14 protein-coding genes are annotated in these 16,801 nt (G+C 72.2%); 10 read left to right on the forward strand and 4 right to left on the reverse strand.

The genetic code is table 11. The features are described from left to right. Positions 1-55 precede the first annotated feature (55 nt). Complete coding sequence (locus ACGFYP_RS04900; protein ID WP_393486439.1) at positions 56-763, reverse strand: ThuA domain-containing protein; 708 nt, start codon at positions 761-763, stop codon at positions 56-58. A 151-nt stretch (positions 764-914) separates the two neighbouring features. Here ACGFYP_RS04900 and ACGFYP_RS04905 point away from each other — a divergent pair, with 151 nt between their 5' ends. Then, positions 915-1,721: a class II aldolase/adducin family protein gene (locus tag ACGFYP_RS04905; protein WP_393486441.1), complete on the forward strand. Its 807-nt coding sequence runs from the start codon at positions 915-917 to the stop codon at positions 1,719-1,721. An 8-nt stretch (positions 1,722-1,729) separates the two neighbouring features. Here ACGFYP_RS04905 and ACGFYP_RS04910 read toward each other — a convergent pair whose 3' ends face one another. Further along, complete coding sequence (locus ACGFYP_RS04910) at positions 1,730-2,350, reverse strand: TetR/AcrR family transcriptional regulator (RefSeq protein WP_393486443.1); 621 nt, start codon at positions 2,348-2,350, stop codon at positions 1,730-1,732. A gap of 90 nt (positions 2,351-2,440) precedes the next feature. On the opposite strand from ACGFYP_RS04910, the gene ACGFYP_RS04915 reads away from it, so the two are divergent. The 3 genes from ACGFYP_RS04915 to ACGFYP_RS04925 all read left to right on the forward strand — a co-directional run bounded on the left by ACGFYP_RS04915 (position 2,441) and on the right by ACGFYP_RS04925 (position 6,774). Next, complete coding sequence (locus ACGFYP_RS04915) at positions 2,441-5,011, forward strand: FHA domain-containing protein (RefSeq protein WP_393486445.1); 2,571 nt, start codon at positions 2,441-2,443, stop codon at positions 5,009-5,011. A 105-nt stretch (positions 5,012-5,116) separates the two neighbouring features. Further along, positions 5,117-5,767, forward strand: a complete 651-nt coding sequence (locus ACGFYP_RS04920; RefSeq protein ID WP_393486447.1) for a hypothetical protein — start codon at positions 5,117-5,119, stop codon at positions 5,765-5,767. After that, the gene (locus ACGFYP_RS04925; RefSeq protein ID WP_393486449.1) at positions 5,767-6,774 is read left to right on the forward strand and encodes a serine/threonine-protein kinase; all 1,008 of its coding nucleotides are present in this window, start codon (positions 5,767-5,769) and stop codon (positions 6,772-6,774) included. The genes ACGFYP_RS04920 and ACGFYP_RS04925 overlap by 1 nt, the downstream gene beginning before the upstream one ends. Positions 6,775-6,790: 16 nt before the next feature. Here ACGFYP_RS04925 and ACGFYP_RS04930 read toward each other — a convergent pair whose 3' ends face one another. Then, complete coding sequence (locus ACGFYP_RS04930) at positions 6,791-8,128, reverse strand: streptophobe family protein (RefSeq protein ID WP_393486452.1); 1,338 nt, start codon at positions 8,126-8,128, stop codon at positions 6,791-6,793. 115 nt (positions 8,129-8,243) lie between these two features. Between ACGFYP_RS04930 and ACGFYP_RS04935 the strand changes: the two genes are divergently transcribed. The 3 genes from ACGFYP_RS04935 (at position 8,244) to ACGFYP_RS04945 (ending at position 12,013) form a co-directional block, all read left to right on the forward strand. Next, complete coding sequence (locus tag ACGFYP_RS04935; RefSeq protein ID WP_393486454.1) at positions 8,244-9,695, forward strand: DUF6777 domain-containing protein; 1,452 nt, start codon at positions 8,244-8,246, stop codon at positions 9,693-9,695. 258 nt (positions 9,696-9,953) lie between these two features. Next, a complete protein-coding gene (locus tag ACGFYP_RS04940; RefSeq protein WP_393486456.1) occupies positions 9,954-11,447 on the forward strand; it encodes a PLP-dependent aminotransferase family protein in 1,494 nt (497 codons plus the stop codon). Positions 11,448-11,509: 62 nt separating this feature from the next. Further along, complete coding sequence (locus tag ACGFYP_RS04945) at positions 11,510-12,013, forward strand: FBP domain-containing protein (protein ID WP_393486458.1); 504 nt, start codon at positions 11,510-11,512, stop codon at positions 12,011-12,013. Between the two features lie 52 nt (positions 12,014-12,065). On the opposite strand, the gene ACGFYP_RS04950 is transcribed toward ACGFYP_RS04945, so the two are convergent. Beyond that, complete coding sequence (locus tag ACGFYP_RS04950) at positions 12,066-13,247, reverse strand: acyl-CoA dehydrogenase family protein (protein ID WP_361966292.1); 1,182 nt, start codon at positions 13,245-13,247, stop codon at positions 12,066-12,068. Between the two features lie 135 nt (positions 13,248-13,382). Here ACGFYP_RS04950 and ACGFYP_RS04955 point away from each other — a divergent pair, with 135 nt between their 5' ends. The 3 genes from ACGFYP_RS04955 to ACGFYP_RS04965 all read left to right on the forward strand — a co-directional run bounded on the left by ACGFYP_RS04955 (position 13,383) and on the right by ACGFYP_RS04965 (position 16,679). Continuing rightward, positions 13,383-14,558 (forward strand): CaiB/BaiF CoA transferase family protein, encoded by a 1,176-nt coding sequence (locus ACGFYP_RS04955; protein ID WP_393486461.1) that lies wholly within the window; start codon positions 13,383-13,385, stop codon positions 14,556-14,558. Between the two features lie 84 nt (positions 14,559-14,642). Next, positions 14,643-15,308, forward strand: coding sequence for a GntR family transcriptional regulator (locus tag ACGFYP_RS04960; RefSeq protein WP_393486463.1), 666 nt, complete (start codon positions 14,643-14,645; stop codon positions 15,306-15,308). Between the two features lie 141 nt (positions 15,309-15,449). After that, positions 15,450-16,679: a glycoside hydrolase family 64 protein gene (locus tag ACGFYP_RS04965; protein ID WP_393486465.1), complete on the forward strand. Its 1,230-nt coding sequence runs from the start codon at positions 15,450-15,452 to the stop codon at positions 16,677-16,679. Positions 16,680-16,801 lie beyond the last annotated feature (122 nt).

Below are 16,801 nucleotides of genomic sequence, written 5' to 3' on the forward strand. Positions count from 1 at the left end.
TCTATCGGACCGGACCGTGCCACGAAGGCACATCCCGCACATTGATCACGACTCGCTACGCGCCCTGGAGGTCCCGGCCCCGCGTCCGGCGCGGAGTCCCCGCGGCCGACGACACCCAGCGCAGTGCCCCCGCCAGGTGCCCCCGGAACGTCTCGTCCTCGTACGCCTCCGCCGCGTGTCCGAGCGCCGTGAAGAAGACGCGGCCCTCGCCGGCATCGCGGCACCAGACCAGGGGGTGGTCCGCGCCCAGCGTCCCGCCCCGGTACGTCGACTCGTCCGCACGCGCCAGCACCCGTACGCCCGCGTCCCGGGGGTTCGAGGTGAAGTTGTACCACTCGTCCGTCCAGGCCCACCGACCCGGCAGCACGGCCGTCGCGGGGTGGTCCGGCGCGTCCACGCACACCGTCCCCGGCTGGATCTCCGGGTGGCCGTCGAAGCGCGTGCCGAGCAGCTCGCCGTAGAACGGCCAGTCGGGCTCCGCGTTGGCCGCCGCGTGGATCGCGAGGAGGCCTCCGCCCCCGACGACGTACGCCTCGAACGCCGCCCGGCCCGAGGCTGTGAGGACCGTTCCGGTCGTCGAGAGGAAGACCACCGCCGCACACCGCCCGAGCCGCTCGGGCGTGAAGACCGCCGGGTCCTCGGTCACCTCTGCCGCGTACCCCGCCGCCTCCGCAAGGGCCGTCAGCGCCTTCGCACCCGCCGGGATCGAGTCGTGACGGTAGCCGGCGGTACGGGTGTAGATCAGGACGTCGGCGATCGGCACGAGGTCAGCTCCCCCACAGGCAGTAAGCGCTTTCTCAGCCGACCGTAGCCATCCACGGCCCCACACCGCAACCGCGGCCGAACCATTGGCGAATCGGATACATCTCTGTATCTTCTGGCGGGCATCGCGTCCCGCCGTCGTGAGGAGCCCCGTGAGCACTCTCCCGCCCGCCCTGGCCGCAGCCGTGGGCCCGCTGCCCGAAGGGGTCACCCTCCCCCTGCCGCCCACCTTCGACACCGTCGAGGAGGAGCGCCGGTACCGCAAGGAACAACTCGCCGCGGGATTCCGGCTCTTCGGGAGGTTCGGGTTCTCCGAGGGGGTCGCCGGGCACATCACCGTCCGCGACCCGGAGAACCCGGACGCCTTCTGGGTCAACCCGTTCGGGATGAGCTTCAGCCAGATCAAGGCCTCCGACCTGATCCTCGTCGACCACGAGGGCACGGTGCTCTCCGGCAAGCGCCCGGTGAACCGTGCCGCGTTCGTCATCCACTCGCAGGTGCACGCGGCCCGGCCCGACGCGGTCGCCGCAGCGCACTCGCACTCGCTGCACGGCAAGGCGTTCTCCAGCCTCGGCATCCCGCTCGCGCCGATCACGCAGGACGCCTGCGCCTTCTTCGAGGACCACGGGATCTACGACGACTACCGGGGCGTCGTCAACGAGCTGGACGAGGGCAGGCGCGTCGCGAAGGCCCTCGCGGGACACAAGGCGGTCATCCTCAAGAACCACGGGCTGCTCACCGTCGGGCAGTCCGTCGCCGAGGCCGTCTGGTGGTTCGTCACCATGGAACGCTCCTGCCAGGCCCAGCTGTTGGCGATGGCCGCCGGTACGCCGCAGTTGATCGACCGCGAGACGGCGCTCGTCACCCGGGGACAGGTCGGCACGCACCTGGCCGGCTGGTTCCAGGCCCGTCCGCTGTGGGACCGGATCACGGCCTCGGACCCCGACCTCTTCGACTGATCGATCTCCTACCGGCTGCCGCCGATCTCGCGGGTCGACGCCGCCAACAGCGGGGCGAGGAAGTCCCGTTCCAGGCTGCCAGGGGGCAACTCCTCGGGCTCGACGTAGCTCTGGGCGAGCCCGCCCTCGCGCAGGGCGATCAGCATGCGGGCGAACCTGTCGGCGTCCACGGTCAGTTCACGTCCCGCCCTGCGCAGGACGGCCGTCAGGCCCCGGGCGATCTCGGCCCGCAGCCTGGCGTCGTGCCGGGCGAGCACCCAGGCCGCCTGCCGGTCCCGGATGGCGTGCAGGGTGAACTCGGTGGTGACGAGGTACCAGTCGCGCTCGTCCGGTTCGATCCGGGAGGCCAGTTCGGCGAGCCGCTCCAGCGTGTAGTCCTCGGCGGCGAGGGTGTCGACGGCCTCCGCGAGCCGCCGTACGGTCCGCTCGCTGTGCTCGTCGAAGAGGGCGAGGAAGAGCTCTTCCTTGCTGGCGAAGTTCGAGTAGTAGGCGCCCCGGGTATAGCCGGCGCGCTCGCAGATCTGCTCGATGGAGGTGGCGTGGAAACCGTGCTCGGCGAAGGTCTCCAGGGCGGCCTTGAGCAGGGCTGCCCTGGTCCGGGGCCGACGCTTCGTGACACCCTTCGGCACGGGTGGGCCCTCCTTCGGTCGTACCGGAGGCGCCCACGATACCGGCGGCTCTCGCAGGCACGGATCGCCCCCGGAAGATAAAATTCACGCATGGGACAGCGGCCCGTCGTGCCCGCCGCACCCGAGCTCGTCCTCGAGATCGACGGGGACGCGACCGTGATGAGTCCGAGCCGGGTCTACCGCATCGGGCGCGACCCCACCAGCGACATCGTCCTCGACGACGACCGGACCTCCTGGCACCACGCGGTCCTGCGGACCGTCGGTGACCACTGGACGTTGGAGGACGACGGCAGCACCAACGGAACCTTCGCCGACGACCACCGCGTCGCCGTGCGTGAGGTCGGCCCGGGGACGGTCATACGGTTCGGACATCCCGGAGACGGTCCACGCGCGGTGCTCTCGGGCACGGCGACCCCGGCGCCCCCGGCGCCCCCAGCCGGCTCGGTGCCCCCGCTGCCGGAGGCCCCCGTACCTCCCGAAGCGGCGCCCGAACCTCCCGGCCTGTCCGAAGCCCCCCGAGGGCCGTTCGTACGGGAGCCGGGACCCGGGACCCCCGTACCCCCGCCGCCTGTGCCGGGCCCCGAACCGCCGCCGACGCCACCTCCCCTACCGAGTCCCGAGCCGCCGGCGCCCGCGCCGCCGCGCACCCCGCCACGGCCGTCCTCGGTCTCCCATCCGGCCCTGACCGGCACCTTCCGGCAGCCCACGTCCGTGCGGCCGCTGCCGACGCGCACCGTACGGATCGGCAGGGCGCCGGAGAACGACCTGGTCGTCGACGACCTCGTCGTCTCGCGCCGCCACGCCGAACTGCGGGCGAACCCGGACGGTACGTACTGGATCCAGGACCTCGGCAGTCACAACGGCACCTTCCTCAACGGCCGTCCCGTCGCCGAGGCCCGCGTCACGCCGGACGACATCGTCGGCATCGGGCACTCCGCGTTCTGCCTCATCGGAGGGCAGCTCGTCGAGTTCACCGACACCGGCGAGGTCTCCCTCGACGTGCAGGATCTCGCCGTCACGGTCGACCACGGCCGCAAGACGCTCATGGAAGGGGTGTCCTTCCCCGTCGGGCAGAAGTGCCTGCTCGCGGTGGTCGGGCCGTCCGGCGCGGGCAAGTCCACGCTGCTCGGCGCCCTCACCGGCCAGCGTCCCGCCGACCACGGCACGGTCCTCTACGACGGCCGGGACCTCTACCTCGACTACGCGGAGCTGCGCCAGCGCATCGGCCTCGTCCCGCAGGACGACATCCTCCACCTGCAGCTCACCGTGCGGCGGGCCCTCACCTACGCCGCCGAGCTGCGCTTCCCCGAGGACACGGCCGCCGCCGAACGCCGGGCACGGGTGGACGAGGTGATCGGCGAACTCGGCCTCGGCGAGCGCGCGGATCAGCACATCCACAGCCTCTCGGGCGGTCAGCGCAAGCGGGTCAGCGTCGCCCTCGAACTGCTCACCAAGCCCTCACTGCTCTTCCTCGACGAGCCGACCTCGGGGCTCGACCCCGGGATGGACCGCTCGGTGATGCACATGCTGCGCGGGCTCGCCGACGACGGCCGTACGGTCATCGTGGTCACGCACAGTGTGCTGAGCCTGGACGTCTGCGACCGGCTGCTCGTCCTCGCGCCCGGTGGCCGCGTCGCCTACTTCGGGCCGCCGGACGAAACGCTGGGCTTCTTCGGCTTCGACCAGTGGCCGGAGGCGTTCGAGGCCTTCGAGACCGAGCGCGGCCGCGACTGGGCGGGGCAGTACCGCTCGTCGCGCTTCCACCGGCAGTACGTCGCCGACGCAATGCAGCGGCCGGGACAGTCCCGATCCGGGACGGTTCCGGAGCCGGGTCCGCCGCCCAAGGCGCAGAGCTGGGGCTCCCAGCTCCGTACCCTCGTACGGCGGTACGCGGCGGCGCTGTCCGCCGACCGGACGTTCCTTGCCATCATGATCGCCCTGCCGTTCGTGATGGGAGCGATGGCGCGGGCGCTCTCGGAGGGCAGTCTCAACCCCGAGTCGACGCTGAACGTGCTGCTGATCCTGTGCGTCGGCGGAGTGCTGACGGGGGCGGCCAACGCCGTCCGGGAGCTCGTGAAGGAACGCACGATCTACCGACGGGAGAGAGCCGTCGGTCTGTCCCGCTCCGCGTACCTGATGTCGAAGGTGGTGGTGCTGGGTCTGATCACGGTCGTCCAGGCGGTGGTGCTCACGCTCGTCGCGCTGATCGGGGTTCCGCTGAACGTGCCGGGCGGGAAGGGCGTGCTGATGCCGCCGCTCATCGAGCTCACGCTCGCGGTCGCGCTGCTGTCCTTCACCGCGATGATGCTCGGTCTCTTCGTCTCCGCGCTGGTGCGCAAGGAGGAGGTGACGATGCCGCTGCTCGTCCTCCTGGCCATCGTGCAGGTGGTGTTCTGCGGGGCGCTGCTCACGGTCACCGGGACGCCGGTCCTGGAACAACTGGCGTGGTTGGTGCCGTCGCGGTGGGCGTTCGCGGCGATGGGAGCGACCATCGACATCGGGACCACCGCACCGAGCGAGAAGACGACCGACCCCCTGATGGACCACACCCTGAGCGCATGGCTGTTCGACATGGGGATGCTGGTGGTGCTCTGTGTCGTGCTCGGCTTCCTCGTGGCGCGGCTGTTGCGGCGCCATGAGCCGGTGATCATGCGGAAGTAGCCGATATCGGATCCAAGATCCAAAATCCATGATCCAGGATCCGATGTCCACCATCCGATCCCTTGGATCCGACATCCCATCCGGAACAGTGAAGGCAGGCGGCCCATGGGCATCCCGGTCACTCCCCCGCTACCGGACGACGTACCGGACTTCCGGCCGACGCACGTCGTGCCGCGCGACGGGCTGCCCGCCTGGGAGGCTCCCGATCCGGGCCTTTCGACCGTGCCCCTCGACGCGTTCCTGCCCGTACAACTCACGCAGCGGGTCGGCGACTGGGGGGAGGTCCTCTGCTCCAACGGCTGGTCCGCGTGGGTCGACGCCCGGCTGCTCGTCTCCGTACCCGTGGATCCGCCGGAGGCCCGTCAGCCGCTCGCCAGGACCGCCGACCCCCGGCCGCTGATCGCCCGGGCGGAGGAGTCGCTCGGCCGGTACCGGCGGGCCGCGGAGGAGCTGGCGGCCTCCCGGGTCGACCAGGACACGTTCCAGCGGCGGACGCACGGGCTGCGGGTGGGGATGGTGGTCGACGGCGAGGCCCTCTGGCTGTACGACGCGGAGCACGAGCGCTGGGTGTACTGCGACGGTACGGCCCTGAGTACGTACGCGGCCTCGGCCGGCCCCTCGATCGCCGCGGCCGTGCACGAGCCGACGCGGGTGGTGCCCCGCCTCAAGGAGGAGGACGAGCGGCGGGACGTGCCCGCGGGGCCGCCGCCCCCCACCCAGGTCGTGGACCAGGCACAGCTGCCGGGTGAACGCTGATGGGTGGCGCCGCCCGGGACATGGACCTGCCCGCCGGCCGGGAGTCGGGGCTCATCGGCAAGCAGATCGCGGACTATCTGGTCGAGGCCGAGATCGGCCGCGGCGGGATGGCGGTCGTCTACCGGGCGCGTGACCTGCGGCTCGACCGGACGGTGGCGTTGAAGCTGCTGGCGCCCGAACTGGCCCGCAACGACACCTTCCGCAAGCGGTTCGCCCACGAGTCGCGGGTCGCGGCCGCGATCGACCACCCGCACATCGTCCCGGTCTTCGAGGCGGGCGAGACGGAGGGCGTCCTGTACATCGCGATGCGCTATGTCGCCGGACAGGATCTGCGGGCGCTCCTCGACCGCGAGGGCGCGCTCCCGCCGGTGAAGGCGGGTCGGATCGCCGTTCAGGTGGCGTCGGCGCTGGACGCGGCACACGCCCACGACCTGGTGCACCGGGACGTGAAGCCGGGCAACATCCTGGTCGCCGAGGGCACCGACCGCGACCATCCCGAGCATGTGTATCTCACCGACTTCGGGCTCACCAAGAAGTCCCTGTCGCTGACCGGTCTGACGACGGTCGGGCAGTTCGTCGGCACGCTCGACTACGTGGCGCCCGAGCAGATCTCGGGCAAGCCGGTGGACGGCCGCTGCGACGTGTACAGCCTGGCGTGCGTGGTCTACGAGACGCTCACGGGCGCGCCGCCTTTCCGTCGCGACGACGACATGGCGCTGCTCTGGGCCCACCAGTACGATCCGCCGCCCCCGGCTTCGGCCGAACAGCCGGAGCTCACCGAGGCCGCCGACCAGGTCCTCGCGAAGGCTCTGGCGAAGGTGCCGGAGGAGCGGTACGGAACGTGTCTGGAGTTCGTCGCGTCCCTGCGGGCGGCCCTGGAGCAGGGCGGCCCCGGTCCCGGTCCCGGTCCGGATGACCACCCCGGCCCTCGGCCTCCGGCCCCGCCGCCTCTGCCGCCGGCCTGGGCACGCCCGGTCTTCCGGGAGCCGCCCCGCTTCTGGCGCTGAGCTCCGAAACCGGGCCTTACCGGCCCTGCGGTCGCTTGTCCTCGGCGGCCGGGGCGGCGTCCCTCTCGCCCCGGCGGCGTACGCCGGAGGCAAGGAGCCCGCCCAGGAAGCCGGCGACGAGCCCCCAGAGCAGGGCGAGGCCCGCCGTCTTCCACACGTCCGGGCGCAGCACGACCCGGCCGCCGAGGGATTCGAGCTCGCCGATGCCGAGGATGGAGAGCCCGAAGCGCGCCTCGACGAGCGTGACGGGGGCGACGACCAGCATGGTCAGGGCGAACGCGACGCCCAGGTGGAGGGCGTGCTGCCAGAGCCGCGTACGGGCGGGCGAGCGGACGGCGGCCACGAAGGCCACGGCCAGGACGAGGACGGCCGCCACCGGCAGCAGCCACCAGGCCCGGGAGTCGTACGAGGCGAGGGAGGAGAGGTCCACCGTGGAGAGGCCCGCGGTGTCCGTGCGGAGCACCGAGTCGAGGATGGGGGGCATCGGCAGCCCGAACGGCCCTTCGACCGTGCCCTGCCAGGAGCCGCCGATCCCGACCCCGAGGGCGAGCCAGGTGACGTTGGGCAGGCCGAGCAGGGCGACGGCGAGCGTCTCCGCCGCGTGGCCGCGCGTGGCGGCCACGACGACGGCAATGACCAGGCCGATGAGGACGTACGCGAGGAGCAGGAGCAGCATCGCGTGGGCGACCGGCCGTACGGCCTCGTGGTAGCGGACCAGGCGGGAGGGGAGCGGGGTGCCGCGTGAGACCAGCAGGGCGATCAGGAGCACGCCGAGGATCCACAGGAGCCCGTAGAGCAGGGTGGGGCCCAGCTCGGTGCGGAAGCCGACGGTGGGGTTCACCGCGTCGAGGAGTTCGCCGAAGAGGTCGGACATCGGGTCCTGGCTCTGGCCGCCGGGGAGCGAGACGGGGAAGTCGCGGCGGGCGAGGGCGGAGAGTCCGGCGAGCGCGGCCAGCCAGAGCAGCACCGTGCGGCCTACGCGGGCGAGGAGGTCGCTCGTCCGGGCGACGGCGTGGTGGCGGAGCGGGAGGAGGAAGCAGAAACCGGTGACCAGTGCGCCCACCAGGGTGACGGTGAGGGGCATGGCGGTCAGTTCGGCGTTGGTGCCGGCGAGCGCGCCGGCGTCGCCGGAGAGGTCGATCTGGCCACCTGCGGCCATGACGACGACCGCGGCGACGACGTAGACGAAGCCGCCTGGCAGGTCGGCGGCGCCTGCGGCCCAGAGGCCGAGTGCGGCGACGACCGCCATCGCGAGGAACCCGGCGAGGACGGCTGCCAGGGCCTCGCCCCAGTGGCGGGCGAGGTTCCCGGTGTCGTGCGCCGGGCGGGACGTGGTGGGGAGCCGACTGCTCACGCTCACCACGCTAGTACCGGTGGATCGCGCACGCAGGGCCTGTGGACATCGTCCGCTTGCGGGCAGGCCGGGTTCCGAGCACACAATGGGCGCGGAACGGAAGAAAGGGAAAAACGTGACTTCCCACCCGCCGTCCGGCCGCCCGTCAGTTCCTCCCTCAGGTCCCCCTTCGGGCCCCCTCTCGGGCCCGAGCACCACCCCAGGGCAGGCCGGTCCCCCACCACCCCCCGGGCCGCCGCATGACGGCTCCGGGGGCGGCTCGGGCGGTTCCGGCGGCTCCGGCGGCTCCGGCGGCGGGAGCTCGCGCGGCGGAGGACGCGGCGGCCCGGGCGAAGGCCCTGGCGGCGGCCCCTGGTGGCGGTCCGTCCCCAAGGTCGCTTCGGTCACGGCGGCGGTGGTCGCGGCCGTGGCCCTGGTGGTCGTCCTCACCCGTCCGGACGGCAACGGCGGCGACACCGGCGGATCCGGCGGCGGCGAGGTGTTCCTGCAGAACGCCGCGGCCACCGGCCCCGATCCCTTCACCAAGTCGACGGCCCGCACCAACGCCGCCACGCAGTCACCGACCTCGCTGCCCACCCCGACCCGCACCGCGGACGCCACGGTCACGCGCAGCGTGTCCGGTTCGGCGGCGGGTCTGTACGGCGGTACGCAGAACACGGCGAGCTGCGACGTGGAGCAGCAGGTCCGCTACCTGGCCGACGAGCCCGCCAAGAACGCGGCCTTCGCCCAGGTCCTGGGGATCTCCACCGGCGAAGTGCCGGGATACCTGCGCTCCCTGACCCCGCTTCAGCTCCGGGTCGACACCCGGGTGACCAACCACGGCTTCCGGGCCGGCGCCCCCACCTCGTACCAGGCGGTGCTGCAGACCGGCACGGCCGTGCTCGTCGACGACCGGGGCGTGCCCCGGGTGCGCTGCGCCTGCGGAAACCCGCTGACGCCGCCGGTCGCCCAGAAGGACCCGAAGACGACGGGGACCAAGTGGGCGGGCTACCAGCCCTCCCAGGTGGTCGTCGTGGCACCCTCGGTGACCGTGGTGAACGTCTTCGTCGTGTACGACCCCGAGGACGACGGCTGGTTCGCCCGCGAACCGGGCGACACGGGGAAGCAGGACAAGCCGACGAAGCCGCCGACGGCGCCCCCGTCACCCTCCGTCTCGGACTCGGTGACCGATTCCCCGAGCTCGGAGTCCCCGTCGACGTCCCCGTCCTCGCCGGTGCCCTGTGTGACGGTCACGGGTGCGGAGACGCCCGCGCCCCTTGGGGGCGTCACCCCTTCGGTGTGCCCCTCGTCGGACTCGCCATCGTCGTCCTCGCCGGCTCCCGAGTCGCCGGAGTCGCCGGAGTCCCCCGATACACCGAGCGCGCAGTCGGAGCCGGCGACCGACGACACGGCGACGAACGGCACGCCGTCCGACGGCACGACGGACCGATCGGCGTCCGTGGGCCCGCAGACGTCGGACGCCTCGGTGTCGTCACCCCCCGTGTCCGTACCCCTGTCCAGCTCTCCCCCGCAGTCCGGGCCGAACGCAGTCGACAAGGTCCTGGCGGAGGCTCAGCCGGTCTCCTGAAGCGACCTGTTCACCCTTGCGTTCACCCTCTGGCGGCGCCGCCCCGGCGCCGCCAGAGCCGCGCCGAGCTTTCGGATCCAATCTCCGATCGGCACGGGCTCCGCCAGGCGCTCCTCCGCCCGCCTCTGCCACTGCCTCTCGTCACGGTCGGTGAGGCGCACACTCATCGCTGTTCCCCTCTCCGTGGCCGCCAGGCCACTGAGCAGGAGTCTGTAGCCTTATTGGCCTGGACAGCAGAGCCAATAAGGAGTGATTGGCATGGCAGAGGGTCGAGTGGTCCGCAGTGTGGTCCGTACCGTGGTCCACACGGCGGACCGCACCCTTACGGGGCGTCAACTGGCGGCGCTCCTGACGCGGCCTCCTGAGGGCAGGTTCGGCTACCGGGAGCTGGCACGGGCCATCCGGGAGACCCTGCTCGACGGCCGGGTCGCCCTGCGCATGCGACTGCCCGCGGAGCGGGAGTTGGCCTCGGCGCTCGCCGTGAGCCGTACGACCGTGACCGGGGCGTACGACCTGCTGCGGGAGAGCGGGTACGCGCACAGCCGCCGGGGCGCGGGCACGTGGACCGCGCTGCCGGACGGCCAGACCCCGATCAGCCTGGCCGCCTTCCACGGCCCCTCCGACGCCGCGATCGACCTCGCGCTCGCCGCGCCCGAGGCCCCCGCCGACGAACTCGCCGAGGCGCTCACCGCCGCCTCCGCCGAGCTGCCGCGCTACGCGCGCTCCCAGGGCTACCACCCCTTCGGCCTCCCGGAGCTGCGCTCCGCGATCGCCGACCGCTACACGCGGCGCGGCCTTCCCACGCTCCCCGAGCAGATCCTCGTCACCACGGGGGCCCAGCAGGCCCTGGCCCTGGCCCTGGCGCTGCTCGGCGGCCCCGGCGACCGGGCGCTCGCGGAGAACCCGTCGTACACCAACGCCCTCGACGCCATGCGCGGCCGGCGGCTGCGCATCACCCCCGTACCGGTCACCGAGTCGGGCTGGGACAGCGGACTGATCGACGCGGCGCTGCGCCAGACGGCGCCCCGACTCGCCTATCTGATCCCGGACTTCCACAATCCGACCGGGCAGCTGATGCCGGACGCGCAGCGCCGGGAGGTGGCGCGTGCGGCGCGCGCCACCGGCACCTGGCTGGTGGTCGACGAGACGCTCACCGACATGGCCCTGGACGTGCCCGCCCCACGGCCGTTCGCGGCGGCGTCGGCGGCCGGCGACAGCGAGCAGATCATCAGCGTCGGCTCGCTCAGCAAGAGCTGTTGGGGCGGTCTGCGGGTCGGCTGGGTCCGGACGGCTTCCCGGGTGATCACCGAGCTGGCGAGGGTCCGCATCACCGCCGATCTGTCGGGTTCGGTCCTCGACCAGCTGGTGGCGGTCGAGTTGCTCGACCGGCTGGACACGATCCTGCCGCGCCGCGCGGAGCAGCTCCGCCTGCGGCGCGAGGCGCTGGCCACGGCGCTGGCCCGCCATGTCCCGGAGTGGCACTGGACGCTCCCGCCCGGCGGTCTGTGCCTCTGGGTCGACCTGGGGCGTCCGATCGCCTCGGGGCTGGCGACGCGGGCGCTGCGGCACGGTGTACGGGTGGAGGGCGGAGCCCGGTTCGGCGTGGACGTGGGCACGCACGAGCACCGGCTGCGGATCCCCTTCGCGCTGCCGCCGGAGATCTACGACACGGCCGCCGAGCGTCTGGCGGCGGCGCTGGCGGGTGCGCCCGCGCGGTTCTCGGACCCGGACCTGCCGGACTGGGTGGCGTGAGGAGGCCGGACCCGGGGGAAATCCGGATGCCCTGACCGCACGATGTGTGTACGGTCCATCGAGTGGAACCTCTCACCGACAAACAGATCCGCTCGTCGTTCGTGAACTGCACGAAGGGCGAGGCCGGCAGGCTCAAGCTCCCGCTGGACTTCGCCGAGCTCCCCTGGCAGGACCTCGACTTCCTCGGCTGGGTCGACCCGGGCGCGCCCCTGCGCGCCCACGTCGTCGTGCCCCGCGAGGACGGCCCGCTCGGCATCACCCTGCGGGTGCCCGCGACGAGCCGTACCAGCGCGGTCAAGTCGAGCCTGTGCCAGGTCTGTCTGACGGGACACGCCTCGTCGGGCGTGACCCTGCTGGCGGCGCCGCTCGCCGGCGCCCGCGGACGCGAGGGGAACACGGTCGGCATCTACATCTGCGCCGACCTGGCGTGTTCCCTGTACGTCCGCGGCAAGCGCCAGCCGAAGCTGCGGGGCGGCCGCCAGGAGGAGTCGCTTGACGTGGAGCAGCGGATCGAGCGGATGACGGGGAACCTGGACGCGTTCCTCGCCAAGGTGACGGCCGGCTAGGGCGACGCGGGGGCGTCAGCCGTCCGGTCGGCCGTGCCGACAGCCGTGTGGGTCAGCGGAAGGCCTGTTCGCCCGTGAGCGCCTTGCCGATGACCAGGGAGTGGACCTCGCTGGTGCCTTCGTAGGTGAGGACGGACTCCAGGTTGTTGGCGTGGCGCAGCACCGGGTATTCGAGGGTGATGCCGTTCGCGCCCAGGATGGTGCGGCACTCGCGGGCGATGGCGATGGCCTCCCGTACGTTGTTCAGCTTGCCCACGCTGACCTGCTCGGGCGTGAGGCCGCCCGCGTCCTTGAGGCGTCCCAGGTGCAGGGCGAGCAGCATGCCCTTGCCGAGTTCCAGCGCCATGTCGGCCAGCTTCTGCTGCGTCAGCTGGTAGGAGGCGAGGGACCGTTCGAAGACGATGCGGTCGCCCGCGTAGGCGATCGCGGTCTCCAGGCAGTCGCGGGCGGCGCCGAGGGCGCCGAACACGATGCCGAAGCGCGCCTCGTTGAGACAGCCGAGCGGGCCGGAGAGGCCGCGCGCCTCGGGCAGCATGGCGTCGGCCGGCAGACGGACGCCCTCCAGGACCAGTTCGCTGGTGACGCTGGCCCGCAGCGACAGCTTCTGCTTGATCTCCGGCGCGCTGAAGCCGGGGGTTCCGGCGGGTACGAGGAACCCTCGGACGCCTTCGTCGGTCCGGGCCCAGACGACGGCGACGTCGGCGACGGAGCCGTTGGTGATCCACATCTTGGTGCCGTCGAGCACCCAGTCGTCGCCGTCCCTGCGGGCGCGGGTGCGCATGGCTCCGGGATCCGATCCCGCGTCCGGTTCGGTGAGCCCGAAGCAGCCGATGTACTCGCCGGCCGCCATCCCGGGCAGCCACTGCTGCTTCTGCTCCTCCGAGCCGTACTTCCAGATCGCGTACATCGCGAGGGAGCCCTGTACGGAGACGAGGCTGCGCAGACCGGAGTCGACGGCCTCCAGCTCCAGGCAGGCCAGTCCGTACGCGACGGCGTTGGTGCCCGCGCAGCCGTAGCCCTCCAGGTGCATGCCGAGGACGCCGATGCCGCCGAGCTGCCGGGCGAGTTCGCGGGCGGGGATGGCGCCCGTGTCGAACCAGCCGGCCACGTGGGGGCGGAGTTCCTTGTCCGCCATGGTGCGGACGGTCCGGCGGATCTCCCGCTCCTCGTCGGTCAGCAGGCCGTCGATCGCCAGCAGATCGAAGGGGTGGACGGGGGACGACTTCGACTTCACGGAAGGCCTCCAGGCTGGTGCGTCGATGCGGCGTGCCGAGCGTAGCCGGAGATCGGATTTTGGATCCAGTCTTGAATATCCGATCTCCCACGCCTACGTTCAGATTGGATCCAATCACCGGCGGAGGAGAGCGGGATGCGCGCGGACCAGCAGGAATCGGCCGTCCCCGGCGCCCTGTCCGGGATCGTCGTGGCCGACTTCAGCCGCGTCCTCGCCGGGCCGTACATGACCATGCTCCTCGCCGACCTCGGCGCCGACGTGATCAAGATCGAGCGGCCCGGCTCCGGCGACGACACCCGCGCGTGGGGTCCGCCCTTCGCCGAAGGCGAGGCCACCTACTTCCTCGGGGTGAACCGGAACAAACGCTCCGTCGCGCTCGACCTGACCGACCCGGCGGACCGGGACACGGCCCGGGCGATCGTCGACCGTGCCGACGTGCTCGTGGAGAACTTCCGGCCCGGCACGATGGAGAAGCTCGGTCTCGGTCACGAGGACGTACGCGCGTCCAACCCCGGGCTCGTCTACTGCTCGGTGACCGGTTTCGGTGGAGCCGAGGGCGCCCACCTGCCCGGCTACGACCTCCTCGTCCAGGCGATGGGCGGCCTGATGAGCGTGACGGGCGAGCCGGACGGGCAGGGCACGAAGGCGGGCGTCGCGCTGGTCGACGTCATCACGGGCCTCCACGCGGGCCTCGGGATCCTGGCCGCGCTGCGGCACCGGGAGCGTACCGGCGAAGGCCAGCGGGTCGAGGTCTCCCTGCTCACCTCCCTGCTGTCCGCGCTCACCAACCAGTCGGCCGCCCACCTCGGCGCCGGTGTCGTCCCGCGCGCCATGGGCAACCGGCATCCGAGCATCGCGCCGTACGAGGTGTTCGAGGGCCGGGACAGGCCGCTGGTCCTCGCCGTGGGCAACGACCGCCAGTTCCGCACCCTCTGCGTGCGGCTCGGGCTGCCCGCCCTCGCGGACGACGCCCGCTTCGCCACCAACTCGGCCCGTGTCGCCCACCGCGAGGAGCTGGTCGCGGCCCTGTCGGGTCCGCTCGCCGAACGGACCGCCGACAGTTGGTTCGAGGAGCTCACCGCGGCCGGAGTGCCCTGCGGTCCCATCAACGATCTCGCCGCCGCCTTCGACCTGGCCGACCGTCTGGGCCTCGCGCCCCGCGTCCCGGCCGAGGCGGCAGGCCCCGGCCAGGTCGTCAACCCGGTGACGCTCGGCGTCACCCCGCCCTCGTACCGCGCCGCGCCCCCGCGCCTCGGTGAGCACACCGCCGCCCTGCTCGCCGAGCTGGGACGGGCGCCCGGCGACCCGTAGGAAGATATACGGATCAGGACCCGCGCCCGTGCTCCAGCAGACGGCGCGGGCGGACCGGGCAGAACGACGGAAGGGTCACAGGCGATGAGCAGCGCGGTGCGGAAGGGGCGGCCGCAGACGGCCCAGCAGTTCGTCCTCAAGGAGCTGCGGCGCGCGATCACCGCCGGGGAACTGCGGCCCGGCGGGCAGATCCGTCAGGACGCGCTCGCCGCCCGGCTCGACGTCAGCCGCGTGCCCCTGCGGGAGGCGCTGAAGATCCTGGAGGGCGAGGGCCTCGTCGTCCATCACATCCACCGGGGCTACTTCGTCGCCGAGTTGTCCCTCGCGGATCTGGAGGAGGTCTACCGGATCCGCCAGTTGCTGGAGACCGAGGCGGTCCGCCTCGGCGTCCGGCGCGCCGACGACGGGCTGCTCATCTCCCTGGAGAAGATCCAGCGTGAGGTGGAACGGGCCGCGGACGACGGGGACGTGACGGCGATGGCCGCCGCCAACCGCCGCTTCCACTTCTCCCTGATCGAGGCGTCCGGGATGCCCCGGCTCGTACGCCTCATCACCACCCTGTGGGACGCCACCGACGCGTACCGCTCGCTGTACTACACCGAGGTGCCGAACCGGGAACTGGCCGTACGCGAGCACCGCGCGGTCATCTCTGCGGTACGCAACGGCGACGAGGAGGCCGTGGTGCGCGGCCTCGACGAGCACCGGGCGCACGCGGTCGCCGCGCTGCGGGAGGTCCTGGACCTGGAGTGAGCCGGCCGGCCGCCGGTCGGGGCGCGTACGGTCGGCATCCCGGACGTCCGAAGCATTGACAGGGTCATCACATCCTCACCATTCTGAGAGCGCTCTCAGAGCGCTCTCACCCCTCGTACCCCCACCCCGAGGAGCCCCCACGTGCCTTCCCTCCACCGTCGCCGCAGGCTCACACTGCTCGCCCCCGTCACCGCCGCCGCCCTGATCGGCACCGCCGTCACCCTCGCCGGACCCTCCCCCACGGTCCAGGCGGCCACCACGGGAACCGCCGCCGTGCCGGCGACGATCCCGCTCACGTTCAAGAACAACTCCGGCCGCTCCGACCAGATATACGTCTACAACCTCGGTACCGAGCTCTCCACCGGCCGTCAGGGCTGGGCGGACGCGAACGGCACCTTCCACCCCTGGCCGGCCGGCGGCTCCGTACCCGTACCGGCGCCGGACGCCTCCATCGCCGGCCCCGCGCAGGGGCAGTCCATGACGATCCGCCTGCCGAAGTTCTCCGGCCGCGTCTACTTCAGCTACGGCCAGAAGCTCGTCTTCAAGGTGGCGACCGGCGGCCTGGTGCAGCCCGCCGTCCAGAACCCGAGCGACCCCAACCGGAACATCCTCTTCAACTGGTCCGAGTACACGCTCAACGACGCGGGCATCTGGATCAACAGCACCCAGGTCGACATGGTCTCGGCCCCGTACGCGGTCGGCGTCAAGCGTCCCGACGGAAGCGTCGCCACCACCGGCCGGCTCAAGCCGGGCGGGTACGGCAACTTCCTCGCGGCGCTGCGGGGCCAGCCCGGCGGCTGGGCGAACCTCATCCAGACCCGGTCCGACGGGACCGTCCTGCGCGCCCTGGCACCGGGGCACGGCATCGAGGCCGGGGCCCTCCCGGCGAACGTGATGGACGACTACATCAACCGCGTCTGGACGAAGTACGCCTCCTCCACGCTCACCGTGACGCCGTTCGCGAACCAGCCGTCCGTGAAGTACTTCGGCCGTGTCTCCGGCAACGTCATGAACTTCACCAACAGCGCGGGCGCCGTCGTCACCTCCTTCCAGAAGCCCGACTCCGACAGCGTGTTCGGCTGCTACAAGCGGCTCGACGCGCCCAACGACCAGGTGCGGGGCCCCATCTCCCGTACGCTCTGCGCGGGTTACAACCGGTCCACCCTGCTCACCAACCCCAACCAGCCGGACACCTCGTCGGCCGGCTTCTACCAGGACGTCGTCACCAACCACTACTCGCGCAAGATCCACGCGCAGATGGCGGACGGCAAGGCGTACGGCTTCGCCTTCGACGACGTCGGCGCCCACGAATCGCTCGTCCACGACGGCGACCCGCGGGAGGCGTACGTCACGCTCGACCCGTTCAACTAGGGCCTTTCGTTTGGATCAGGCCGGATCAGGGAGCGGGGTCTGGTGCCGTGGATCGCAAGGCGGAGGAGGGAGTCAACGCGGAGCGTTGGCGACCGACGACAACGCGGCGAGGCGCGGTGCCA

Origin of the sequence: Streptomyces sp. NPDC048370 (assembly GCF_043200825.1) — a bacterium.
Taxonomy (GTDB): domain Bacteria; phylum Actinomycetota; class Actinomycetes; order Streptomycetales; family Streptomycetaceae; genus Streptomyces.